Source organism: Campylobacter volucris, from assembly GCF_008011665.1.
GTDB lineage: Bacteria > Campylobacterota > Campylobacteria > Campylobacterales > Campylobacteraceae > Campylobacter_D > Campylobacter_D volucris_A.
Genome location: NZ_VOWJ01000013.1, coordinates 201062 through 226493 on the forward strand (window position 1 = coordinate 201062; position 25432 = coordinate 226493).

Below are 25432 nucleotides of genomic sequence, written 5' to 3' on the forward strand. Positions count from 1 at the left end.
ATCTAGATTATTTTTTGAAAAATCAAAAATTTCAAGAGAGTAATTTTGAAATTTTTGAGTATATTATACATTGTATGAAAAAGGTGAGTATGTTGTATATAAGGCATTGTGTTTGTTGAATTTCCCAGCTTTGCGAACTATATTAAAGAATTATTATTTTTAACGATAAGCTCATCAATAAAATAAGTATCTTTGTTATTGTTATATGCTAAAATTTTTAGATTATTATTTATATCTGATCGATAGTAATATCCATCAACTTTTCCATTTTTATAGATTCCTATTTGCTCCATGTGCGTAAAGAGAGTTTTTTCTATTTCTCTTCCTAACCCATGTGCATATCCTTTTTTACACAATTCATCCCAGTAAATTTCATAAGATTCATCTTTTGTGTCTTTTGATGTTAATATAAGGCATTTTTCTTTTTTGTTTTTTACTTGAACCATTTTGAAATTTTCTTTAGGTAGGGATAAATTTTTAAGTTCTTCTTGGTATTGATTTTCATAAGCTTTAGCTTGTTGATAGTCAAGCTTTGCAATATGTTGCGCACACCCACTAAAAATAAGAGTTGCTAAAAGACATAAGGTAGTTTTCATTATTTTGTCTCCTAATTTTTATATAATTTATTATTATATAAAAATTAGTCTTTTATTAAATTAAAAAATACCAAAATAAAAAATCACTAAGATAATCAAAGGTATGATAAACTTAACATAGTAATACCATAGTTTAAAAATACTTCCTTTTAGGGTGTTTTGATTAGAAAGCTCATAAATAGCATCTTTTTTAAGTACCCAACCTACATAAATGCAACAAAAAAATGCAGTCAATACGAAAAAGATATTACCGCTTATAAAGTCAAAACTATCAAAAATATTTTTATTTTTTATAATGGTAATATCTTTTAATGGTCCATAGGTGAGTATGCAAGGTAAGTTTCCTAGCACAAAAATACTCCCTAAAGTAAGATTTATAGCGGTATTTTTAGCAAGTTTAAATTTTTCTTCTAGCACACTGATTATAACCTGATATATTGGCAAACTTGTGGTTAAGGCAGCAACGATTAACAATAAAAAGAAAAACACACAAATGATATTTCCAAAAGGTATATGTGAAAATGCCACAGGTAAAGTTTTAAACACTAAAGAAGGTCCGCTATCTGGAGTTAAACCCACACTAAATAAAGCAGGAAATATCATAAACCCTGCTAAGACTGCTATAAGAGTGTTTAAAATACCTGTGTAGATTGAAGTTTTTATAAGATTTTCATTTTTATTTAAATGTGAAGATAAGGTAATCATCACTCCAAAACCTAAAGAAAGCGCAAAAAATACTTGTCCTAAAACATCTATAAATAATTTAGGAGTGATTTTACTTAAATCTGGAGTTAAATAAAATTTAATTCCTTCATTAGCCCCTTCAAGGGTTAAATTTCTTACTACTACCATTAAAAGACAAATAAACAAAAAAGGCATGAGATATTTAACAGATTTTTCAATCCCATCAATCACACCTTTTTTAAGTATAATCCAATTAATCACTACAAACAAAGTAGTGAAAATTCCTATTAGTAAAGGACTATTTTCTATAGTTAGATTGTAAAAATTACTAGTATATTCTGCACTTATTGGAGTTGAAAGATTAAATTCTCCAATAATAATTTTAAATATATAAGCTAAAACCCAACCCCCTATGACCATATAATAAGCCATGATTCCAAAGCTACCTAAAAGTCCTAAATATCCAACTCCTTGCCAAGACTCATTAATCTTAACTCCATTGCTAGTAGTACCACCAAAAGCATCTACAGAATTTAGCATTCTTCTTCTTCCGATGACATTTTCTACTAATATAACAGGAATTCCTATGCAAATCATGGCTATACAAAAAGCTAACACATAAGCACCACCACCATTTTCTCCTACTAAATAAGGAAAACGCCAAGTAGCTCCAAAGCCAATGGTAGCTCCTGCTACGGTTAGGATGTAAGTAAGAGTATTGCTCCATGTTTGTCTTTGCATGATATTTCCTTGATAAATTTAAATAAAAAATTCTTTAAGATAAAAAATTATACCATTATGCCAAAAAATTAATTATTTTTTTATCAAACTACAAAGGATTTTGCGTGCAAAAGAAAAAAATTTTATTTTTAGGTGCTGGTTATGCTTGTTTATCTGCTATCAAAGCTTTAAAAGATGAATTTTTTGAAAATGCACAAGTTAGTTTAATCAATAACAATTCTTATCATTATCATACGATTTTACTTCATAAAGTGGCTTCTGGTGAAGATGTTTTATGGCCTAAATTTGATATTTTACCTTTGTTAAATTCAAAGATTGATTTTATACAAGATGAAGTTATTAAAATTTCTAAAGACAAAGTTTATGCTAAAAATAATGAGTATGAATTTGATATTTTGGTTTGTGGATTGGGGTTTGAAAAGGAAACTTTTGGCATTAAAGGTATGCAAGAATATGCTTTAAGTATAGATAATTATGAAAATGCTTTAAAGGTTAATGAAAAAATTTATAAAAAAATTAAAAATTATAAAAGTTCTCAAAATGAAGATGATTTAAAAATAGCAGTTTGTGGCGGTGGTTTGAGTGGAGTTGAATTTGTATCATCTTTAGCTAAAGAGCTTATAAATTTTTGTCAAAAAGAGGGTGTTGATTATCAAAAAATACAGCTTTGTATTATAGAAGCTATGGATCATATTTTACCAATGTTTGAGAAAAAAATATCCCAAAAAGCTAAAAGCGAATTAGAAAAATTTGGCATAAAAGTATATGAAAAATCTAAAATTATAGAATGTAAAAAAAATGAAATTTTATTAGAAGATCAAACATCTATTAAAGCAAATACCATAGTTTGGACAGCAGGTATAAGGGGGAATCATGTGATTGAAAATAGTCTTGATTTTCCTAGTATAAGATCTCGCATAGAAGTTGATGAATTTTTACATCCACTAAATATTAAAGATTCTCATAAATATTTTTTTATAGGGGATAATAGCATTTGTAAAAATCCACAAACTAATACCCCTTATCCTCCAACAGCTCAACTAGCTTTAAGACAAGGTGCTTATATAGCAAAAGCCTTAACAAAGCTAATCAAAGAAGAAAAATTTGAAAAAGAATTTAAATTTATAAGTGGAAATACTATATGTTCTATAGGTAAAGATTATGCCATAGGGACTATATTGCATAAAGCAATTAGTGGCAAAATAGCCATAAAGCTTAAAATTTTTATAGAAAAATTATGGCAATACCAGCTTGAAGGCATTAAAGGCTTTTTTAGATAAAAATTATTGAGGAACCTTGGCCATAAATTCTTTAGCATCTACATAGCCTACAATGCGTCCTAGCTCTTGAGAATCTTTAAAAAATATCATCACAGGTGGCCCAAAAACATTGAATTTTTTCATCACTTCTAAATCTTCTTTAGTGTTATTGGTAATATCAATTTGCAAAAGTGTATAGTTGCTCAATAAATTTTGCACACTTTGATCTTTAAAGGTATATTCTTCTAAAAGCTTGCAATTTTCACACCAAATAGCAGTAAAATCCAACATCACAGGTTTATTAGAATTTTGTAATTCTTTGTTTAATTCTTCTAAATTTGTAATTTTTTTGAAATTTAAACTTGATAAATTTTGCTCTATAGTAGTGCAAAAATTTAAAGGTTTTAATAAGTTTTTTGAACCCATAGAGCCACCTAAAATAAGGCTTAAGCTATAGCATAAAACTAAAATCATACTTGCTTTTTTAAATTTATCAAAATTACTTTTTACTTCGTCAAAAAGTCCCATAAAACAAGCAAAAAATACCCCTAATACCCCATATAGCATTAAAATGATTTGTGCACTTAAAATTCTTTCTAGCATCCAAATAGCCATAGCAAGCATTAAAAAGCCAAATAACAATTTTATTTTAAGCATCCAAGCACCGCTTTTTAAAAATCCTACTCCAAGACCTAGTAAAAGCAAAGGTATGCCCATACCAAAACTCATTATAAATAATGATAAAGCTCCTAAAAACACATCTGCACTTTTTGTGATATACAGCAAAGCTCCCGCTAAAGGTGCAGCAACACAAGGTCCTACTATCAAAGCAGATAAAAATCCCATAATTGCAACACCTATAAAACCATTTTTCCCTTGTGTTTTTTTGTTTATATAATTTTGAAATTTTAAAGGAAGCTGTAATTCATAAAGTCCAAGCATGGAAAGTGAGAGTAAGATGAAAATTCCAGCAAAAGTTATAATGATCCAAGTTTGCTGTAATAAACCTTGTATATTAGCTCCCAAAAGTCCTACTAAAGCTCCAGCTATAGCATAAGCTAAAGACATAAAAAATACATAAACAAAAGAAAGATAAAAGCTGTGTTTTCTAGATGAATTGTTTTGTAGTTTTATTGCAATTAAAGATGAAAGTATAGGAATCATAGGTAAAATACAAGGAGTTAAAGATAATAATAAGCCATATCCAAAAAATGTGATTAAAGTTATGAAAATATTATCTTTACTTAAATTTATAGCAATTTGCTCATCTTCACTTATATTTTTAAATTGATCTTTGATGGAATTAATTTGATAGTTATTATTTTGTTTATAAATTTCATAATCAACATACACAGGACGATAACATAAGCCATCTTCAGAGCACCCTTGATAAGCTAAGCTAAGTTTTGCTTTGTTTGCTTTGATAAAATCATCAAGCAATAATTTAGGCACAAAAAGTTCAAGTTGGTTAAAAACAACTTCTTTGTTTTCTCTTTGAGAAGTTTTTGGAAAATTAAGCAAAGAAGTGATGTCTTTAGAATCAAGCATAAGTTTTGTTTGATCTTTGTAAAGATAAATTCTATCAGCCAGATTGATTTTTAAAAAAATTCCTTGATTATTTGAGTGGGTATTGAGTTTAAATGCTTCATCAAGTTTTAAAACTTCACCAGAAAAAAGAAAATTTATAAAAAATACAAATACTATCAAAAAACGCATTTTTTTCCTTAATTATCTAAATCAAAGACTTTATTTTACTTATTTGTGGTAAATTTAGGTTAATATTTGTCCTAAATAAATTATAAAATTATTTTTCAATAACTAAGGAATCGATTGAATTTTTTTATATTAAATCATAAATTTAACGAAAGAAAAAGCTTAAATTTTAAAATTTTTATCATCAATGCTTTTATATTAGCTTGTGTTATGTTTTCATTTTTTTATTTTATCTTTTTAAATGCTACTTATAATTTTAATTTTTTAGCTATTTTAGAATACAAAGATAAAATGATTTTTGGATTTTTCACTACTTTTATAATCAGCTTATTATCTTTGATAATAGGTGTGATTTTTGCTTTGATTTTGTGTTATATGAGTCTTTGTAAGATTGTAATTTTAAATATGTTTGCAAGAGTTTATATAGAGCTTATTAGGGGCACTCCTTTGCTAGTGCAAGTGCTTTTGATTTATTATATTTTTGCAGATAGCTTAGGACTTGATAATCGTTATGTGTGTGGAGTGTTAATTTTAGCTTTTTTTTCTAGTGCTTATATTTGTGAAATTTTTAGGGCAGGAATTTTAAGCGTGCATAAAATTCAATACGAAAGTGCCAAGGCTTTAGGGCTTAGTGAATTTGAAATTTATAAAAGTGTGATTTTTCCACAAGCTTTAAAAAATGTTCTAGCTCCACTTAGTGGCCAATTAAGCAATCTGATAAAAGATAGCTCTCTTTTAAGCGTAATAGCCATTTCAGAACTTACTCAAAATGCTCAAGAGATAAATGCTTTTACTTTTTCTACTTTAGAAATTTATATTCCTTTGGCACTTTGTTATTTGGTATTGACTTTGCCTATATCTATTTTTTCAAGAAAGCTTGAAAAAAAGCTTTCTTAGAAGAAGAATTCAAGTTTTTGTTCTTTAAAAATATCTTGTATATCTTTTAAATATTTTTGAGCTAAGAAGTTAAAAAAACCATTTTCTTTTGATTTTTGTATGAATTCATTAAGCTCTTGTTTTAATTTTACATTGTCTTTATTTAAAGCTATTGCCCATTGTTCGGGTTTTTCTTCAAAAGGAGTAAAAATAGCTTTGGTTTGTTCAGGATTTTTTTGCCATGCTTTATAAATACTCATTTGATCGTATATAAAACCATCAGCTTTTGCTTGAACTACTTCTAAAATTGCAGCGTTTTCTTTATCAAAAACTAAAATTTTGGCATTTTTAAGATGTTTTTGAGCGTAAATATGCGCGCTAGTACCTCTTTTTAAAGCTATGATTTTCCCTTTTTGATTTAAATCATTAATGGAATTTATGTTTGATTTTTTAGCACTTAAGATTGCTAAATTTGCCTTTGCATAAGGTATGGTAAAATCAAGCACTTTTTGTCTTTGCTCGCTAATACTCATTGAAGACATAATCAAGTCTATTTTTTTACTTTTAAGGGCTGGTATGAGTCCATCCCAAGCTATGTTTTGAATTTGTAGAGTATAGTTATTTTCTTTGGCAAATTCTTTTAAAAAATCCACACTTACTCCACTTGGATTTCCTGCATTATCACTCATTTCAAAAGGAGGATAAGCTAATTCCATTCCCACTATTAAATCTCTAGCATTAAGAGAAAAGGCCAAGATAAACAATAAAATAATTTTTTTCATTTTAATCCTTTTAAAAAATTTAAAGCTTTTTTATAATCTTCTTTGGTATCTATACCTATGCTTTGAGTTTGAATTTGTAACATTTTAATTTTTTTACCATTTTCTAAAGCTCTTAATTGTTCTAGTTTTTCACATTCTTCAAGAGCTGAATTTTTTAAAGCACAAAATTCTTTTAGATTTTTTACCTTATAAGCATAAATTCCTAAATGTGCTTTGAAATTTTCTTTATAACTTACTCTTTCAAAAGGGATTTTAGATCTTGAAAAATATAAAGCAAAATCATTACAATCTATAACCACCTTAACCAAATTTGGATCTTGAGCACTTACTAAATCTTTTATATTTTTATAACAACTTGTCATAAAAGCTTCATTTTTTTCAAAAGCTTCTTGGCTAAATTCTTTAAATTTTTTTATATTTTGTGTTTCTATAAAAGGCTCATCAGCTTGGACATTGATGATGATTTCTTCTTGGCTTAAATTTAAAATTTCACAAGCTTGGTTGATTCTATCTGTACCACTTTCATGATTTTTACTTGTTAAAATCGCTTTTATGTTGTATTTTTGTGCTAACTCTAAAATCTCTTCATCATCTACAGCTACGCAAACTTCATCAAGTTCTTGCATTTTTTTAGCTGTATAAATAAACATAGGAAGACCATTTATATCACATAATATTTTATTTTCAAAGCGGGTTGATTTTAATCTTGCTGGTATAATAATCATTGTTTAATCCAATCTATAATGGTTTGTTTTAAATCATTAATCTTATAAGTTTTTACCTTTATATCTTCTTGTTCAAACAAATAAGCTATGTTAGGATGAATGTTTTGATTAAATTGATTAGCAATTTCTTGCATTGCTTTTTTTTCATCTAAACAATCTTTATCAAACAAAGCTTTATACATACTTGGTGTAAATTTGCTCCATTGTGCAGTAGAGGTTATTAGAGTAGGGGTGTTTGGATCTAGCATTTTAAAACAAGTGCAAGTATGCGGATCTAAAAGATAATCTTGGTATTGCTTTATATAATGCATACATTCTTCATCGGTGCAAAAATCAGCTTCAAAATCTTCTTGCAAAAGCTTTAATTCTTCAAAACTAAGTTCATAAAATTTTTCATTTTTTAAATTTAGCATTAATTCTTTGGTTCGTTGATCTTTAAATTTATCAAAAAGCAATCTTTCTATATTAGAAGATATAAGTATGTCCATAGCTGGAGAGATGGTTTTTTGGAGAGTTTTTGTTCTTAAATCATATTTTCCGCTATTAAAAAATTCACTCAAAATATTATTGCTATTAGAAGCGATTTTAATTTTTGAAATTTTTGCTCCCATTTTTTTTGCATAATACGCACCTAAAGCATCGCCAAAATTTCCACTTGGAATGATAATATCTAAATTTTTATCTAGTTTTAAACTTGCATAATAATGATAAATAATTTGAAAAAGTATTCTTCCAAAATTAACAGAATTAGCCGCACTTAAGTGGATATTTTCTTTTTTTAATACAGCTTTAAATTCTTCATCATTTAAAAGTGCTTTTAGTGCGTTTTGCGCATCATCAAAATTTCCTTTTATAGCAATAGATTTTAAATTAGAAGCTTTAGAATGAATCATTTGCAAGGCTTGGGTTTTGCTTGTGCCATCATTTGGATAAATACAAACTACTTTGATATTTTTTTTATTTTCAAAACTTTTTAGGGTAGCTGGGCCTGTATCGCCGCTTGTTGCGCACATGATTAAATAAAAATCATCTTTTTTTAAATACTCTAAAAGCACCCCAAAAGGTTGTAAAGCCATATCTTTAAAAGCTCTAGTTGGCCCATGATATAGTTCATTGATATATAAATTTTCATTGATTTTTGTGATATTGATAGGACAATTTTTATCATCAAAATTATCATAAACTTCTAAAGCCTTTTGAAAAATTTGCAAATTGATGTCAAAATCAAACGCACTAATAATTTTTAAAGCAAGTTCTTTATAATTTAAATTTTTTAAATTTTCAGGATTTAATCGTGGTAAATTTAAAGGAGCATAGAGTGCGTTATTTGGAGCACTTGGGTTTAATAAAGCATTTGAAAAACTTGAAGTTTGGGTAATATCTTGAGTAGAATGTAATAACATTATAATCCTTTAGTTAAATTCTTTTACATAAGCTTTTAAACACTCTTTGAAATTTTCATCTAAAATAATTTCTAATTTTATAAGCTCTGTTTTAAAACCAAAATCTTTCACTTTTACATAATCTTTAAAAGTTAGCATTAAAGTATCACAATGATGTTTTTTTAAAAGCGTTTCAAGCTCTTCTTTGCTAAAAGCATAATGATCAGCAAAAAAATAACAAGCCCTAGCTTTGATAAAATGCTCATATAACCTAAAAGGCTTAGCTATGGAAGTGATTAAAATAGCTTTTTGGTTTTCTTTTACATAAGAATAACGCGTAAAATCTTTCCCTTCATAGGCGATAAAATCAGCTTTTTTTTCATAAATTTTTGGCAAACGATAAGCCCCGCTTGGCAAGGTGAAATTAAAATAAGGCTTTTCTTTTCCAAAAAGCAAAATATCAAATTTTTTAATATGAAATTTAGAAAATGCATCATCTAAAATAACTATTTTAGCACCTAATTCAATAGCCTTTTTTATACCTAAAATCCTATCTTCGCTTACTATAACACCAAAACATTCTTCGTTTAACGCATATTCCATAGCTTCATCGCCACTTTTGTTTATATCGCATAAAATTTGATGATTGTGTTTAACAACTATAAGCCCTTTGCTTTTTCGCTTATAACCTCTTAAAACGATGAAATTTTTTTCAAATTCAGCTGCAATAGCTTTACAAATTGGGGTTTTTCCATTTCCACCTATGGTTAAATTTCCTACACTTATAATGGGTATGTTAAATTGCACTTCTTTTTTGAATTTGGTATTTAAAATAGCTATTAAAGTATATAAAAAACTAAAAGGTAAAAGCAAAAATGCTAATAGTTTTTGATAAAAATTAGGTTTAAAAAAATACTTATCAAGCCAAGTCATATAATGCTTTCTAGTGTAGTGGGAAGTTTTCTTTTAAAAGCATTTTCTTGCATGCGTTTTAAAACCAAATTTTTTAAATTTACATCAAAATGATCTAAATTTTCATTATTTTCTATAGCTTTTAAAACTTCATCTAATTGCTTATAAGTATAGCCAAGATCGTTTTCATCGCTTTGATTTGGCCAAAGATCAGCACTAGGAGCTTTGTTAATAAAATTTTCATGCACGCCTATGAACTTAGCAAATTCAAAAATTTCACTTTTATAAAGAGTAGCCAAAGGATTAAAAGCACAAGCTAAATCTCCATAAATAGTTCCATAGCCAAGCATTAATTCACTTTTATTTGAAGTGCCTACAACTAAGGCGTTTTTTAAAGCAGAATAATCATACAATAAACTCATGCGAATTCTTGCTGTGAAATTTCCTTTGCGGATTAAATTTAAATCTTTACTTGCTTTTTCAAAGCTTTGTAAAATTTCATCAATATAAATAATCTCATGATGGATTTGCAGTGTTTTGCAAAGTTTTAATGCATCGTCTAAATTTTGTTTATTGGAGTTTTTTGTAGGCATTAAAAGTGTAAAAAGTCTCTCATTTACTGCAATCTTACAAAGATGAGCCACCAAAGCAGAATCTATCCCGCCGCTTAATCCTAGGACTAAATTTTTATTTCGAGCTTGTTTTTTTATAAAATTGATTAATAATTCTTGTAATTTTGTATAATTCATAAAAAATCTTAGTATTAAATTAAATTTAGTAAATTATATTTTGATTTAGTTAAAAGGAAGTTTATATGCGTATTTTAAAATGTCCTTGTGGTCCTTATGAGACAAATTGTTATATTGTTGATTATAATAATAAACAAATCATCATTGATCCAGGTGAAAATGCTTTGGATTTTGTAAAAGAAAATGCCAACAATCCTCTTGCGATTTTAAACACTCATGGCCATTATGATCATGTATTTGATAATGCTAAGGTAAAAAATACTTATCATATCCCAATTTATATTCATAAAAATGATGCTTTTATGTTGCAAGATCCTTTTAATTATGGTTTTGAGCACTCTCTTGCAGATGTTTTGATTGAAGATGAAAACGAAGTAAAAATTGATGAGTTTATTTTCAAATTTCATTATTTTCCAGGGCATACTCCAGGATGTTGTATGATAGAATTATGTGGTAAAGATGTGCTTTTTAGTGGCGATTTTTTATTTTATAGGAGTATAGGAAGATGGGATTTTCCATATTCTGATGCTAATTTAATGAAAGAAAGTTTATTAAAAGTTTTAAATTATGAAAAAGATTATGAACTTTTACCAGGTCATGGTCAAAAGACTAGTTTAAAAGAAGAACAAAATGCTATACCAGCTTGGCTTAGGTATTTTTAATGCAAAATGTTTTGTATTTTCTATGTTTTTTGTTAATTTTGAGTGCAATTTTAAGTTTTTTTAGATCTAAAAGAACACAAGAAAAAAAGAAATTCTTTCACAAGTGCCCATGCTTTAAAGCTGTTGAGAGCGGCTTTATGAGTAAAATTTGTATTTACATGGGTGGTTTTGGTTTTATGTATTCTATTTTGTATATGGGTTTTGATATTTATGATGTGAAATTATTTGCTATTTTGGTTGTGTCTTTTGGACTTTGGTATTTTGCTTGGATTTTAAAAAAAGAGTAAAAAACCGCAATTAAAATGCTAAAATACTTTTTTAATTATCAAAAATGGTGTTATAATGAGAAAAAGCATAGCTGAATGGCATAAGCAAGAATCACTTTTACTTTCTTTGCCTCATAAGGATACTGACTGGAAGCCTTATTTAGAAGAAATTTTACAAAGTTATGAAGAATTTATAAAAGCTGCAGCTAGATTTCAAAAAGTGTTATTAATCGCGCCTAGTGAAAGTGATTTTGCAAGATTTAAAAGTATTAAAAATGTAGATTTTTTTCAGTGTGAAACTAATGATACTTGGATTAGAGATTTTGGTGCTATTGATGTTTATGAAGATGAAAAACTTATAGGGCTTGATTTTACCTTTAATGCTTGGGGAGATAAATTTCAAAGCTCTTTAGATAATGCTGTAAATTCTAAACTTTTTAAAAATAAATTACAAGGAAAATTAGAAAAAATAGATTTTATTTTAGAAGGTGGGAGCATTGATTTTAATGGGGATGGAGTTATGCTTACTACTACCACTTGCCTTTTAAATGAAAATAGAAATTTACACTTTAATCAAACACAAATTGAAAAAAAATTAAAAGATATTTTTGGATTAAAAGAAATTGTATGGCTTGAAAATGGCTTTATAAAAGGCGATGATACAGATTCTCATATAGATACTTTAGCACGATTTATAAATGAAAATACCATAGCATATTGTATTTGTGAAGATAAAAATGATGAGCATTATGAAGCTTTAAAAGCTATGGAAAATGAGCTTAAAAAAACTAAATTTAATCTTTTACCTTTACCTTTGCCAAAGCCTATTTATTATAATGATAAAAGACTTGGGGCTACTTATGCAAATTTTGTTTTTATCAATAATGCTTTAATAGTCCCAACTTATAATGATACAAACGATAACATCATAATCAATGCTTTGCAAAAAGCTTGTAAAGATCGAGAAGTAATTGGCGTTGATGCAAGGGTATTTTTAAGGCAAAATGGCTCTTTGCATTGTTCTTGTCAAAATCGCTATCAAGGAATAAGATGAATTTAGCCAAAATCGCAACTATTAGTGCTAGTATTTGTGCTATTTTTTTAGCTATTGTGAAATTTATCATCGGTTTTATTACAGGTTCGGTAGCTATACTTGCTAGTGCGATTGATTCTTTGGTGGATTTTGTTATTTCTATTTTGAATTTTTTAGCGCTAAAAAAAGCTTCTCAAAAATCAAACAATCAATATAATTTTGGTTATTCCAAAATAGAAGCTTTAATGGGATTACTTGAAGGCTTTGTGATTTTTATTATAGGTGTTTATATTTTTTATGAAAGTATAGTAAAAATTTACCATCAAGAAAGAGTTGATAATTTAAATTTAGGCATTTATGTTATGATTTTTGCCTTAGCGGTAACTTTTATTTTAGTGTTGTTTTTGTCTTATGTAGCTAAAAAAACTCAAAGTTTGATTGTAGAATCTGATTGTTTGCATTATAAAAGCGATGTTTTAACAAATTTCTTTACATTATTAGCTTTAGTGATTATTTATTTTACACAATTTTATATTATTGATGCTATTTTTGGGATATTGGTAAGTTTTTATATAGCTTTTTCTTCGTTTAAGATTGTTAAAAAAAGCTTGGAATTTTTAATGGATAAAGCTTTAGATGAAAAAGTAGTCGATTGGATACAAGCTTGTATCCAAAAACATCCTGAAATTATTAGCTTCCATCAGTTAAAAACGCGTCAAAGTCCTGATAAAAAATATCTTAGTGTGCATTTAGTGTTTTGTCCTATAATTTCTTTACTAAATGCACATAAAATAGCTGATAATATAGAAGATGAGATTAGAAAAAACTATAAAGATGATAAGTGGGATATACAAATTCATCTTGATCCATATGATGATTCTGAAGAAGAAAGGGTAAAAAATGAAAGTAGCTTTGATACAGCAAAAATTTCATCAAAATAAAGAAAACACTATAAAAAAAACTTGTGAATTTATAAAACAAGCTAAAAAAGAAAATGCCGAGCTTGTATGTTTGCAAGAACTTCATCAAACTCAGTATTTTTGTCAGAGTGAAAATGTGGATTTTTTTGATTTAGCAAATGATTATGAAAAAGATATAAATTTTTGGTCAGATATAGCTAGGGAAAATGGGATAGTTTTGGTTACTTCTTTGTTTGAAAAAAGAAGTGCCGGGCTTTATCATAATACAAGTGTGGTTTTTGAAAAAGATGGAAAAATAGCAGGAAAGTATCGCAAGATGCATATACCTGATGATCCTTGTTTTTATGAGAAATTTTATTTTACGCAAGGTGATTTGGGTTTTGAGCCTATAAAAACAAGTCTTGGTAAGCTTGGAGTTTTAGTATGTTGGGATCAGTGGTATCCTGAAGCGGCTAGGATTATGGCTTTAAAAGGTGCGCAAATTTTGATATATCCTACAGCTATTGGTTGGTTTGATAAAGATGACAAAGAAGAAAAACAAAGACAATTAAATGCTTGGATCAATATACAAAGAGCTCACGCCATAGCAAATGGCTTGCCTGTTGTGAGTATAAATAGAGTAGGTTTTGAAAAAGATGAAAGTGGCGTAGAAGATGGCATAAGATTTTGGGGAAATTCTTTTGTTTTTGGAGCTCAAGGTGAAGAACTTTTTATGGCAAACAATGAAGATGAGTTATGTAAGGTAGTAGAGATAGATATGAAAAGATGCGAAAATGTGCGTAGATGGTGGCCATTTTTACGCGATAGACGCATAGAATTTTATGATGATTTGACCAAGAGATTTGTAGATTAACAAATCTCTTATTTTTACCACCATAAAGACATTTTTAAAAATGCTGTATGTGCTTGTGTTTCTTCAAAGGTAAAAATTCCATTATAGTTTAATGATATATCCATATTATTATTTATAGCATAAGATAACCCTGCTTGTGTAAATATATACCATTTTGAAAAACTTATATCATTTGTTATAAGTTGATTATTACCAAGTTGCAATTTTTCTTTTGCATCATTGTATATATTATATAAGGTTCCAAATTTTAAATTTGTTTTGATTTTTTCGCTTAAAGGCATTTGGAATTTTAATGCAACCACGCTATCTATAAAATTTGTTTGCTGAGATAAATAGTGCTCATTTAAACCGCCAACATGCAATAAATTAAAATCATTAAAACTTATCCCTTTATATGATAACCCAAACTCTGGATTTAATTTTAAATTGTATTTTGGCATATAGTAATTACCACCAAATAATATATCAGCACCATAACCAAAAGTTTTTGCTTTAGCATTGGTTGTTTCTATTGTAGTGGTGTATGATTTTTCTATATTTGAATGTGTATAATCAAAATTTACATCAGTTTTTAGATAATAATGATATGTATCATCTTTTTTTAATGTCTTATAATAACTTACTCCACCATGATAAGTATCGTTTTTTAAATTTAACTTTCGATCGTTTCTTTCTTGCTTAGAGTCTTCATAGCCCAAATAAAAGCTTACTATACCATTATCTTTTAGCAGTTTTCTTTGAGAACCTGCTATAAAACCATTTGTTTTAGAGCTTAATTTCAAGGAGTTGTATAGATTTATATTTGATTTTGTATAATATGGTAAGAAGAAAGAATGATCATCGGTTTGATAATTTCCTTGTATAAAAATATCTTCCATTGAATTTAAAATATCTAAATTATGATTATTTGTTTTAAAATTTTTAGATGTAACTTCATCTAGTATATTGGAAATATTAATATATCTTAATCTTGAAGAATTTGCCAAGGATTTTATCAAAGATTCCCCGCTTAATTCATTTTTATTTATTTCTTTTACCTTGTATTTATCCACCCCAACACTTTCATAGTCATAAATTCCAGTAAGACTTATGATTTCATTTGCATCAACACCTTCTCCATTGTTTATAGTGTTTTGATTTTTTTGTGTGTATTCAAAAAAAGTACTAGAATCATAAATTTTATCTTTAACAACATCTTTATCGTTTAAGACTATATTTTTTATATTTATTCCATTTATATTATTACCGCTTAATTGTATAGAATTGCGCTTTTGTTCTTCTTTGCTAAATTCAGGTTTGTTAAAATAATATCCATCTATCAATACACCCCCACTCCCTTCATTTTTTATACTTAGTGGGGTATGGTTAGATCTATTTTTGCTTATAACGCTAGATAAATCATGTTTTATTGTGGTATGTCCTTGATTGTCTATAGCGTTTATTTTTCCAAAATTTTGTATATATAAATATGAACCATTTTTATTTGATAAACTATTTATCTCGCCATAATTTTCAAGGTTTTTAATACTTCCTGAATTATCAATTTCACCTATTTTTGCATCATTAATGATGTTTTTGATAACACTTTTTTTATCTTTTATCTCTATTTTAGCTATAGATGCTTGGGTTGTGCTAGAGTCTTTGGCGTTATTTGTGTTTAGTATATTGTTTATGGAGCTACCATTGCTAATTGAAATAGTGTTGATATTAGAATGATTAGATATATTTCCTATTTTTCCTTGATTTGCACCTATATTTTTTATAGTGGCTTTATTAACTATATTTTCTATGACTCCATTTTCTTTTGCTTCTATTTTTTTAGTTTCGCTGTTTAAATTATAAAAATTTTTGATCGTGCCATTTTGTGCATATATATTTGCTAAATTCATGGAATTATTAACTATATAGTGAATAACTCCATTGTCTTTGGCATATATATTAGTGTTGCTTTTTAAAAAATAATGATTGTAGATAAGATAGATATGTCCTCCATCTTCTGCAGCTACTTTTTTAGTTTCTATAGGATCAATATATCCTATCAAAGCATTATTTTTAGCAATGATATCTTTGACAAGGGTTCCATTTCCGCCAAGCCATGTTATTTGTCTAACAAAACTATTTGCACCATCTACTTCTATGCCACCAGTGATATAAGAGTTTATTTGTATTTTATCTACATAAGCACCATTAAATATTTTTATATTTTCTATAGAATTGTTTCCTGTAAGACTAAGCCATCCAGTTAGTCTACTGTTATTAATGTTGATAGAACTGTTATTGGCTCCACCGGCACTAAATTCCATATGTTTTAATGAACTATCTTTTATATCTACTTGTCCTATTTTGTCTTTTACTTCAATAAACCATAAATTATCGGAATTTTCCACTTTTACATTAAGATCGTTTCCATCAATCATTGGAATTTTTAATTTATTCCATTTTTCTAAGTCTTCTCGAATTTGTTTTTTTCTTTCTTCGTTAAAATTTGAAGCACTTCCATTAAAAGTTATGTTTTTATTACTAACTTCTATATCATAATCAATTTTTGGAGTGTTTGCATAAAGTGAGCTAATACAGGCTAAAGAAAGGATTATTTTTTTCTTATACCCCCCCCCAGTAGAGTATGTTTATATAAACGAGGCTTCATACCCCCCCCCATGTATATGAAATTTTTTCATATTTATCCTTTATATATTTTATAATTCTAATTTCATTTAGACTAATTCATTTTATTAAAATAATTATTAATTTTTTATTAATCGTATGAATTATATTTTTAAAATTATTAATATTTTGTATAATTTTATAACCAATAGTAAAAGGAAAAAAAATGACTAAAAAAGTGTTAATACCCCTTGCAAAGGGTTTTGAAGAGGCTGAATTTATAGGCATAGCTGATGTTTTAAAAAGAGCAGCTAAAATGAGTGGAAATTTAGAGCTTATTATCGCTTCGTTAGATGATGAGCTTATGGTTGAAGGAGCAAATGGAATTTGCATTAAAGCAGATACATCGCTAGCTAAGATTGATACTAAAAATTTAGATGCCATTGCTATGGCTGGTGGATTTGAAGGAATGATGAATCTCAAAAATAACCCAACCATCATAAAAATCATCCAAGATCTTCATGCAGATAAAAAAATAGTAGCAGCAATTTGTGCTTCACCTATAGTATTAGCTAAAGCAGGAGTGATCAATGGAGAATTTGCTTGTTATCCAGGATGTGAAAGTGGTATTGATGGAGTTAGAGTTTCCAAAGCTGTTGTGGTAAATGAAAATGTCATCACTTCAGCAGGACCTGCTACAGCGATATTGTTTGGTTTAGAGCTTGCTAAACACTTGTGTTCGGTAGAAATTTATGAAAAACTTTATGAAGGTATGCTTGTGTCACTTACAAAATAATCTCTCAATTTTGAGAGATTACATCGTTTTGATTAGCTGAGTGATTTCTCCTTCATGGGGAAATCTATCCACTTCACAATTAAATAAATCTTTTTTTGAATAAATGATTTTACCATTTACTTCAACGATAAAATGTCCTCCACCTTTTTCTATGGTAGAAATTTGTGCATCTTTGAACTCATTTTGTATTTCTTCTGCAACCCTTGCAGCTTGTGGTTTGTAGTTTCAAAAATTACAATAATAAATTTTTACTTCCATTTTTTACTCCTTTTTTTAAGTGTGATATTATACATTTTTTATCCAATTATTTTAAATTTAAAGATTTTTTTTATAATTACGAAAAATTATTAAGGGATAGTATGAGCCAATTTACACATTTACATTTACACACAGAATATTCTTTATTAGACGGAGCAAATAAACTCAAAGAGCTTGCTAAAACCTTAAAAGCACAAGGTGCAACCAGTGTTGCTATGACTGATCATGGTAATATGTTTGGTGCGATTGATTTTTATAAAACTATGAAAGCTGAAGGGATAAAGCCTATTATAGGCCTTGAAGCGTATTTGCATAATCACGATGATTTAAGCGATAAAAGCTCAAGACAACGCTTTCATCTTTGTTTATTTGCTAAAAATGAAATTGGCTATAAAAATTTAATGTTTTTAAGTTCTCAAAGTTATATCCATGGTTTGTATTATTACCCAAGGATTAATAAAAAGCTCTTAGAGAAACATAGTGAAGGTTTGATTTGCTCTTCAGCATGCTTGCAAGGAGAGGTAAATTGGCATTTAAATACAAAAAATGAAAGAAATATTAAATTTGGCGCAAAAGGCTATGAGGGAGCAAAAGAAGCAGCTTTGTGGTATAAAAAAGTTTTTGGAGATGATTTTTATCTTGAGATAATGCGCCATGGGATTGAAGATCAAAAATTTATCGATGAGTCTATTATAAAACTTTCCAAAGAGCTTGATATAAAAATCATAGCCACTAATGACACTCATTATACCTTTAAAGAAAGAGCGGCTGCACATGAAGTGTTTATGTGTATAGCTATGGGTGTTAAGCTTGATGATCCAGGGCGTTTAAGACATGAAGTGCATGAATTTTATGTGAAAACCCCACAGCAAATGAGCGAACTTTTTGCAGATATCCCTGAAGCTATTGAAAATACTCAAGAAATTGCAAACAAATGTAATTTAGAATTAAAGCTAGGAGATCCTACTCCTCCAAATTTTAAATTTACAAGAGAATATGCTAGCAAATATAATCTTAATTTAATTGAAGATAAAGAATTTAGTTTTGATAATGATGATATAGTTTTTGAGCATCTTTGTAAAAAAGGTTTAGAAGAAAGACTTCAATTTATTGATGAGAGTAAGCATGAAGAATACAAAGCTAGGCTTGATTTAGAAATTAACATCATTAAAAATATGAAATTTTCAGGCTATATGCTAATAGTTCATGATTTTATCGCAGCAGCTAAGGAAAAAGATATACCGGTGGGACCAGGTCGTGGAAGTGCAGCAGGAAGCTTGGTTTCGTATTGTTTAAAAATTACAGATTTAGATCCTATACCTTATAATCTTCTTTTTGAGAGATTTTTAAATCCTGAGCGTGTATCTATGCCTGATATTGATGTGGATTTTTGTCAAGATAGAAGAGGGGAGGTGATTGATTATGTTATCGATAAATATGGAGCTGAAAAAGTAGCACAAGTAATTACTTTTGGTAAGCTTTTGGCAAAAGGGGTGATTAGAGATGTAGCTAGGGTTTGTGATATGAGCATACCTGATGCTGATGCATTGGCAAAATTAGTCCCCGAAGAGCTAAAGATCACATTAGAAAAAGCTTATGAACAAGAACCAAAAATAGCTGAATTTATAAATTCTCATCCAAAAGGGCATCAAGTTTGGGATTTTGCTAAGGCATTAGAAGGATTAAATAGAAATGCAGGTATGCATGCAGCAGGAGTTGTAATATCTAATGAAGCTTTGTGGAATAAAGCTCCACTTTTTAGACAAAGTAAAAACGATGAAAGGCATTTGGTTACGCAGTATTCTAAAGAATATCTTGAAGATGTAGATTTAATCAAATTTGACTTTTTGGGACTTAAAACTTTAACAGTAATTAATAATGCAATCAAACTTATTAAAAAAAGATATAACAAAGATGTCATTTGGGAAAAAATAGATGTAAATGATCCTAAGGTTTATAAAACCATACAAAGTGGAAATACTTTAGGAATTTTTCAAATAGAATCAGGAGGCATGCAAAGCTTAAATGCTAGATTAAAACCTGAAAGGTTTGAAGATTTAATTGCGGTTTTGGCTTTATATAGACCAGGACCACTTGATAGTGGAATGGTGGATGATTTTATCGAGATTAAGCATGGTAGAAAAGCTGCAAGCTATGCTTTTGAAGAACTAAAACCCATACTTGAAAATACCTATGGAGTTATAGTTTATCAAGAACAGGTTATGCAGATTGTGCAAAAAATAGGCGGTTTTTCTTTAGGAGGAGCTGATAATGTGCGTCGTGCTATGGGTAAGAAAAAAAGAGAAATTTTAGACAATCTTAAAGCCGAATACCTAGAAGGAGCTAAAAAACAAGGGTATGATGAGAAAAAAGCTGATGATTTGTTTGAGCTTATTTTAAAATTTGCTGAGTATGGTTTTAACAAATCTCACTCTGCAGCATATGCACTTATTACTTTTCAAACAGCTTTTTTAAAGACTTATTATCCGAGTGAATTTATGGCTGCACTTTTAACTAGCGAAGAAAGCAATGTAGATAAAATAGCAAAATACATTGAAGAAATGAAAAGAATGAACATCAAGCTTTTGCCTCCAAATATCAACAAAGCTCAAAGAGAATTTAGTGCTATTAAGCTTGAAGATGGTTCTGAAGCGATTATTTATGGACTTGGAGCTATAAAAAGTGTGGGAATTCCTGCTATAGAAAATATCATGGATATCCGCAAAGATGGTGGTTTTAGCGATTTTAATGATTTTATAAGCTTAATTGATCCAAGTAAAATTAATAAAAAAACCATAGAAAATTTAGCTAAATCAGGCGCTTTTGATGATTTTGGCTATACAAGAAAATGTTTAATTGATAATCTTGAGCTTATTTCTGAAACAAGTAAAAAAATTGCTGAAGTTAAGCGAAATTCTACTGCTTCGCTTTTTGGAGAAGATGAGATCGCAGGAGATATTAAGGTAGAAATTCGAGAAAATAAAAACGAATTTGATTTGATGGAAAAGCTTGGGTATGAAAAAGAAATGCTTGGAATCTATGTATCAGGACATCCTTTGGATAAATTTTCTTCGCAAATGGAAGGTATAGAGTATTATAAAAGCATAGATTTTGAAGAATTAAAAGGTGAGGGTGAAATTTTAACCATTGGTAAAATTGAAGATTTTAAATCTATGATGAGCAAAAATGGAAAAAGATATGCTAAAGCAGAAATTTTAGATCTTTATTCTTCTTTTGAAATGATTATTTTTGAAGCTCAGGTGGAAAAAGTAGAAAATATTTTCAAAGAAAAAAAAGAACAAGCATTTGCATTTTTACTTCGATATAAAAACAATGACAATGATCTAAGTTTTAGTTTAAATGAAATTTATACCCTAGAAGAAGCTAAGGAAAATGAGATTAAATCTTTCAATAAAAAGAAAAATTTTCAAAAAAAAGAAGTAAAAGAAGAATATACTCAAGAACCTGCTAAATTTGAAGAAAATATTATAGAGCTTGATATAAATAAGCTTAGTAAAGATATGGTTTATGAGATTTATTCTTTAGCAAATTCTAAACACAATCCAAAAGATACTAATAATAAAAAATTAGTTTTAAAAGTATTAGATGTGGGTAGTTGTTTGCTTTATCATACAGGTTTTGTGATTTCTAAAGAGGTTTTTGAAGAAATTTCTCAAAAATGCAAAACTTAAGTATTTAAATAAAAATAGGTTTGAATTTTATTTTATATGAGATTTTATATATGCAAATTTAAGTTGATAAAATTCAATGCCATTTTGAAAAATCACAAGGTTGTCTTGTAAAATGTCTCAAAGAAGGTTTTTATATATTTTTTAGTTAAAATTTAATTATTTTATTAAGGCAGAATTTTAAGATAACTAAAATATATAAAAAACCATTTTTGTTTATTAAATATTTATATATTTATTTTTTAAAAATTGTCAATATTTCTTGTTTATATTCGCTTGATTTTAAAATTTCATAAAAATCTTTATCATAAAAAGTTCCAAGCTTTTGTATATCTACATTATGGCTTGCAAATTCTATTAAAATGTCTTTTATTGGGTATTCTTTACCATCAAGATCTAATCTATCCTTAAAATTATCTAAAAAAATAAGCAACGCAGGGGCTTTTACTCCAGTATGATATTCTATAATAGAATCTGCACGCAATAAATTATGTCTTAAAAGCTGTAAAAATCTTGATACTCTTCCCTTTATTTCATAAGCGAGCATTTTCCGAATCGGCGCTAAGTAATACCTTCCTACTATATTTAGATCATATGGTATATTTTTTAAATCTATTTTTAATCCATGTTTAAAAAGTAAATAAATAAGATCGCTATGCACAAACATAACTAGTAGTTTTTCATCAAGCATCTCTTTAGGGTAACGCTTTATTAATTCTTGAAAGAAAAAATCAAGTGTTTCATCATCTGCATTGCAAAATCTTATATTAGGCGTTTGATTAAGTCTAATGTTTTCAAAAAATGTAGTATCGATTTTACTATCAAGATTATCCAAGATAAATTCTAAAATATTTTTAATTTCTGTGCTCAACTTATGTTCTAATGCAACAGATAAACCAAATTTGTTTTCTTTAGTAATTACTACTTTATAGCCTAATGTTCTAAGAAATTTAGCATATTCTAGTTTATCAAAACGCAAACAAATATGCATCACTTCATCACTAATAGGAATATGAAAGCCTTGAGATTTTGCGTTTTTTACAAGAGTACTAAAAAAATCCTCATCTGGCATTGCATTGCTTACTGTCCCTTTTGGTACATAAAAACAAAGCTGAGTGATATGTTCGTATTGTTCATTTTGCAAAGGAATTATTTTTTCTAAAATAATCTTAGCTTGCTTATAATCACGCGCCTTAACAAGCTTACATAATAATTCATAGCTTGGATTATCCATATCAAATACTGCTCTATACCATGAAGGTGGATTATTTTGTAAAGAGCAGTCGCTAAATATATTGTTTGATTGTTCTACTAATTCGCTTGGTAGATTCCATTCGCTTAAATCGCAGTCAAAAGATTTTGCTCCATGAAACATAGAATTGATATTTTCAGCTTTTTTTGGTTTCCATTTAGATAAATCACTTTTAAAAGACTCACAATCATAAAACATCTCTTCAAAATCTTTTACATTTGTAACTTTCCACTTGCTTAAGTTTGCATTAAAATCTTTTAATCCTTTAAAAAGTCCATTCATGTATTTGATTTGGCTCACATCCCAAGACTCTATCCCGCTAAAATCTTTCCTATTTGTATGCAAATGAATGATTTCCATAGAATAACTAGCAAAAAGTTGATTTAGGTCTTTTATGTAACTTAAATCAATTTGCCCTAAAGATATAAATTCCATCTCTACTAATATTTTTAATTCAAAAAGATTAAATGGAATATAGCAAAGATTTGGATGTTTTGGTTTAAATTTACCTTTTTTATTATAAAAAGCACAATCGCGCAAAGTGCTTTCTATGCTTTTACCTTTTATAATATCTTCTAAAATCTTTCTTAGTTCGTAAAGACTGCTTTTTTTGAGTTCTTTCCTTACGCTCTTGCTATAATCTTTATAACCATCATTATTATAATCAATGCAAATAAATTCACTAAATTCTATATAAATACCATCTCCTATATTTTTACCTTTGTTAGAATCTACTACAACTTTATCGATTAACTCATTTATAGCATCATCACATATTTTTAAAATGTCTTTGTCGATGCTTTTAATAGCGCCATTTTGTAATAAATTTAAAGCTTTTAAAACTTTAAAATTTTGCACAGCATCTATAAGCTCTTTAGGAGTTTTTCCTAAAATTATTGTAGTTTCTTGTGTTGAAACTTTATTTACATCTTTTTTCTCCATTCTCTTAGCCTTTTTTATGGCATCGTTTAAAAGTTTACAGTATTTTTCCATATAGCTTTTATCTTTTTCACACTCTTTGCTATCCCAGTATATATTGTATTTTTTATCAAGTTGTTCTGAAGTCATTGCTCCTGCATCTTTTAAAAGTTTTTTATTTCTAGATCCTTTTGCATTATCTAAAGGTGCAGTTGGGGTGATAAAATTCACATTAGCTCCAAGTTCGATTAAAAGCTTTGTAACCTTATAAGTTTCAGGTTCTTTTACAGCTTCAAATAAAAGAGTTTCATTATATTTGCTTTTTGGATCAAGCAAGGTTTGCATATCCACATTAGCCCCTCCTTTAATAGCTAGTTCTAATAATTCATAATTATTTTGCATAACCCAAAAATGCATAGGAGTCCAACCAAAGTCATCTTTATGCACTTCAAATTTAGCTCCACGATTGACTAGATATTGTATGATTTGAGAATTTGGATTATCAGCATTGAGTATATAATCATAGATTAGGGCATTTTGATAAATAATGCTATTTCCTTCTACTTTTTTCATTAAGATGTATTTTTCATTAGCTTCTTTGATATGTTTCATATCATGAAAAGCAAAATTATATTTAGGATCTTTTAAACTTAAACCATACTCATCAAATAAATAATCTAAAATAGAAAAATCATTATTATTATCTTCACAAGCATGTGCAGCTCTTATTATTAGATTAAAAGGATCAAATAAAGGAAAGTCTCCATCCTCATCTTTAATATTAAGCTCATAACAAGATATTTTTACAGGATAATCCTTTAAAATATCTTTTAGCTTAACTAAATCATTATTATCTATAATTTCAAGAACTAAATCTTCTAATTCATCTTTTTCTTGATAGCTCATAGCTTTGATATCTTCTAATGTTTTCATTGTTTTTCCTTTAGTTTTTTTGTAATTTTAGTTTTAATTCAAGAAAATTGCTTTTAATCTGCTCTTAAATCACCTCCTTTTACCCTTAAACCTTTATCATCTATAATTACTTGCATTTTTCCTACTTGAAGTATGATTTTATCTTTTGTTTGTGTGATGGTGGTATTTTCACCTACTTGAGAGATGATTTGTTCTTGTGCTATTAAAGTGCTTTCTTTATTAGCTAAAGTATTTATTTCATCAGCTGTAAAGGAACAATTATTTTTAGCTTTAAAACTAATAGAATCATCAGCTTCAGCTTTGAAATACTCATTTGTTTCTATGCTTAGATCTTTTTTGGAGTGAAATTTTATACTTTGATTGGTTTGAAGCACGTAAGAACCTTTTATGGTTTCATTTTTATTATGTCCTATTCTTTGGATAAAATCATTTTTGATATCTTGCTCTAGATTGTTGTTTATGATTACTCTTTTATCATTTCCTATTTTTTCTTCATGATTTTGTCCGATATTGACTTCATTACTAATTCCTACATTTAAAGTATTACTTAAACCCACATTGGTGTCTTTAGAAAGCAAGGTGTTTTCTAGATACTGCGCACCTACATTGACATTTCTAAAACCTATGATATTTTGCATATGCCCTAAAGTAATGAATTCGGTATATAAAGCTCCTACTTCTGAGGTTTTGTTATTTTTTATGGTTTGCTCATAGTTGTTGCCTATTTCTTCTTTATAATCTTTTTGTGCTAGAATGTAAAATTCTTCCTTGTCTATATCATTTTTTAAAGTGATTTCATTTCTTGCTTTTGCATCGGTATTATCTTTTC

21 protein-coding genes and 1 pseudogene are annotated in these 25432 nt (G+C 28.1%); 9 read left to right on the top strand and 13 right to left on the bottom strand.

From position 1 onward, the window contains the following. Positions 1-137: 137 nt before the first annotated feature. Both FPD38_RS01820 and FPD38_RS01825 read right to left on the bottom strand, forming a co-directional pair. Positions 138-596 (bottom strand): hypothetical protein, encoded by a 459-nt coding sequence (locus FPD38_RS01820; RefSeq protein ID WP_147555087.1) that lies wholly within the window; start codon positions 594-596, stop codon positions 138-140. Positions 597-656: 60 nt separating this feature from the next. Further along, positions 657-2021: a sodium-dependent transporter gene (locus FPD38_RS01825; RefSeq protein ID WP_147555088.1), complete on the bottom strand. Its 1365-nt coding sequence runs from the start codon at positions 2019-2021 to the stop codon at positions 657-659. A 104-nt stretch (positions 2022-2125) separates the two neighbouring features. On the opposite strand from FPD38_RS01825, the gene FPD38_RS01830 reads away from it, so the two are divergent. Continuing rightward, positions 2126-3301 carry an NAD(P)/FAD-dependent oxidoreductase gene (locus FPD38_RS01830; RefSeq protein WP_187153076.1) on the top strand — a complete coding sequence of 392 codons (1176 nt, stop codon included), beginning with the start codon at positions 2126-2128 and terminating at the stop codon, positions 3299-3301. A 3-nt stretch (positions 3302-3304) separates the two neighbouring features. Here FPD38_RS01830 and dsbD read toward each other — a convergent pair whose 3' ends face one another. Next, a complete protein-coding gene (gene dsbD / locus FPD38_RS01835) occupies positions 3305-4996 on the bottom strand; it encodes a protein-disulfide reductase DsbD (protein ID WP_147555090.1) in 1692 nt (563 codons plus the stop codon). Positions 4997-5110: 114 nt separating this feature from the next. Here dsbD and FPD38_RS01840 point away from each other — a divergent pair, with 114 nt between their 5' ends. Next, the gene (locus FPD38_RS01840; protein WP_410002922.1) at positions 5111-5890 is read left to right on the top strand and encodes an amino acid ABC transporter permease; all 780 of its coding nucleotides are present in this window, start codon (positions 5111-5113) and stop codon (positions 5888-5890) included. Here FPD38_RS01840 and FPD38_RS01845 read toward each other — a convergent pair. Genes FPD38_RS01845 through FPD38_RS01865 form a run of 5 tightly spaced genes read right to left on the bottom strand, consistent with a single transcriptional unit; the run spans position 5887 to position 10419 of the window. After that, entirely contained in the window at positions 5887-6651 is a 765-nt protein-coding gene (locus FPD38_RS01845; protein WP_147555091.1) for a transporter substrate-binding domain-containing protein, read from the bottom strand. The genes FPD38_RS01840 and FPD38_RS01845 overlap by 4 nt on opposite strands. Continuing rightward, positions 6648-7376 (bottom strand): 3-deoxy-manno-octulosonate cytidylyltransferase, encoded by a 729-nt coding sequence (gene kdsB / locus FPD38_RS01850; RefSeq protein WP_147555092.1) that lies wholly within the window; start codon positions 7374-7376, stop codon positions 6648-6650. Before kdsB ends, FPD38_RS01845 begins: the two co-directional genes overlap by 4 nt. Continuing rightward, positions 7373-8779 (bottom strand): threonine synthase, encoded by a 1407-nt coding sequence (thrC, locus tag FPD38_RS01855; protein WP_147555093.1) that lies wholly within the window; start codon positions 8777-8779, stop codon positions 7373-7375. Before thrC ends, kdsB begins: the two co-directional genes overlap by 4 nt. A 9-nt stretch (positions 8780-8788) precedes the next feature. Further along, positions 8789-9691 carry a tetraacyldisaccharide 4'-kinase gene (locus FPD38_RS01860; protein ID WP_147555094.1) on the bottom strand — a complete coding sequence of 301 codons (903 nt, stop codon included), beginning with the start codon at positions 9689-9691 and terminating at the stop codon, positions 8789-8791. Beyond that, the gene (locus tag FPD38_RS01865; protein WP_147555095.1) at positions 9688-10419 is read right to left on the bottom strand and encodes an NAD+ synthase; all 732 of its coding nucleotides are present in this window, start codon (positions 10417-10419) and stop codon (positions 9688-9690) included. The genes FPD38_RS01860 and FPD38_RS01865 overlap by 4 nt, the downstream gene beginning before the upstream one ends. 65 nt (positions 10420-10484) lie before the next feature. Here FPD38_RS01865 and FPD38_RS01870 point away from each other — a divergent pair, with 65 nt between their 5' ends. The 5 genes from FPD38_RS01870 to FPD38_RS01885 all read left to right on the top strand — a co-directional run bounded on the left by FPD38_RS01870 (position 10485) and on the right by FPD38_RS01885 (position 14153). Continuing rightward, positions 10485-11081 carry an MBL fold metallo-hydrolase gene (locus FPD38_RS01870; RefSeq protein WP_147555096.1) on the top strand — a complete coding sequence of 199 codons (597 nt, stop codon included), beginning with the start codon at positions 10485-10487 and terminating at the stop codon, positions 11079-11081. Between the two features lie 137 nt (positions 11082-11218). Continuing rightward, complete coding sequence (locus tag FPD38_RS08120) at positions 11219-11368, top strand: hypothetical protein (protein ID WP_187153077.1); 150 nt, start codon at positions 11219-11221, stop codon at positions 11366-11368. 55 nt (positions 11369-11423) lie between these two features. Continuing rightward, positions 11424-12401: an agmatine deiminase family protein gene (locus tag FPD38_RS01875; RefSeq protein ID WP_147555097.1), complete on the top strand. Its 978-nt coding sequence runs from the start codon at positions 11424-11426 to the stop codon at positions 12399-12401. Beyond that, positions 12398-13321, top strand: coding sequence for a cation diffusion facilitator family transporter (locus FPD38_RS01880; RefSeq protein WP_147555098.1), 924 nt, complete (start codon positions 12398-12400; stop codon positions 13319-13321). The genes FPD38_RS01875 and FPD38_RS01880 overlap by 4 nt, the downstream gene beginning before the upstream one ends. Continuing rightward, positions 13281-14153 (top strand): N-carbamoylputrescine amidohydrolase, encoded by an 873-nt coding sequence (locus FPD38_RS01885; protein WP_147555099.1) that lies wholly within the window; start codon positions 13281-13283, stop codon positions 14151-14153. Before FPD38_RS01880 ends, FPD38_RS01885 begins: the two co-directional genes overlap by 41 nt. Positions 14154-14167: 14 nt before the next feature. On the opposite strand, the gene FPD38_RS01890 is transcribed toward FPD38_RS01885, so the two are convergent. Then, the gene (locus FPD38_RS01890; RefSeq protein ID WP_147555100.1) at positions 14168-16570 is read right to left on the bottom strand and encodes an autotransporter outer membrane beta-barrel domain-containing protein; all 2403 of its coding nucleotides are present in this window, start codon (positions 16568-16570) and stop codon (positions 14168-14170) included. Positions 16571-16983: 413 nt separating this feature from the next. Here FPD38_RS01890 and FPD38_RS01895 point away from each other — a divergent pair, with 413 nt between their 5' ends. Then, complete coding sequence (locus FPD38_RS01895) at positions 16984-17553, top strand: DJ-1 family glyoxalase III (RefSeq protein WP_147555101.1); 570 nt, start codon at positions 16984-16986, stop codon at positions 17551-17553. An 18-nt stretch (positions 17554-17571) separates the two neighbouring features. Here the strand turns inward: FPD38_RS01895 and FPD38_RS01900 are convergent, their stop codons facing one another. After that, on the bottom strand, positions 17572-17811 hold the full coding sequence (locus FPD38_RS01900; RefSeq protein ID WP_261798267.1) for a SelT/SelW/SelH family (seleno)protein: 240 nt from the start codon (positions 17809-17811) through the stop codon (positions 17572-17574). A 101-nt stretch (positions 17812-17912) separates the two neighbouring features. Between FPD38_RS01900 and dnaE the strand changes: the two genes are divergently transcribed. Next, entirely contained in the window at positions 17913-21503 is a 3591-nt protein-coding gene (gene dnaE / locus FPD38_RS01905; protein ID WP_147555102.1) for a DNA polymerase III subunit alpha, read from the top strand. A gap of 232 nt (positions 21504-21735) precedes the next feature. Here the strand turns inward: dnaE and FPD38_RS08250 are convergent, their stop codons facing one another. The 3 genes and pseudogenes from FPD38_RS08250 to FPD38_RS01915 form a co-directional block, all read right to left on the bottom strand. After that, the gene (locus FPD38_RS08250) at positions 21736-23694 is read right to left on the bottom strand and encodes a BspA family leucine-rich repeat surface protein (RefSeq protein ID WP_315969944.1); all 1959 of its coding nucleotides are present in this window, start codon (positions 23692-23694) and stop codon (positions 21736-21738) included. Continuing rightward, positions 23689-24603, bottom strand: a pseudogene (locus tag FPD38_RS08255) (ankyrin repeat domain-containing protein); the annotation flags it as partial. The pseudogene FPD38_RS08255 and the gene FPD38_RS08250, both read right to left, overlap by 6 nt. A 53-nt stretch (positions 24604-24656) precedes the next feature. Continuing rightward, positions 24657-25432 (bottom strand): bacteriophage T4 gp5 trimerization domain-containing protein (locus FPD38_RS01915; protein ID WP_187153078.1); only part of this gene is annotated, 776 nt, incomplete at its 5' end.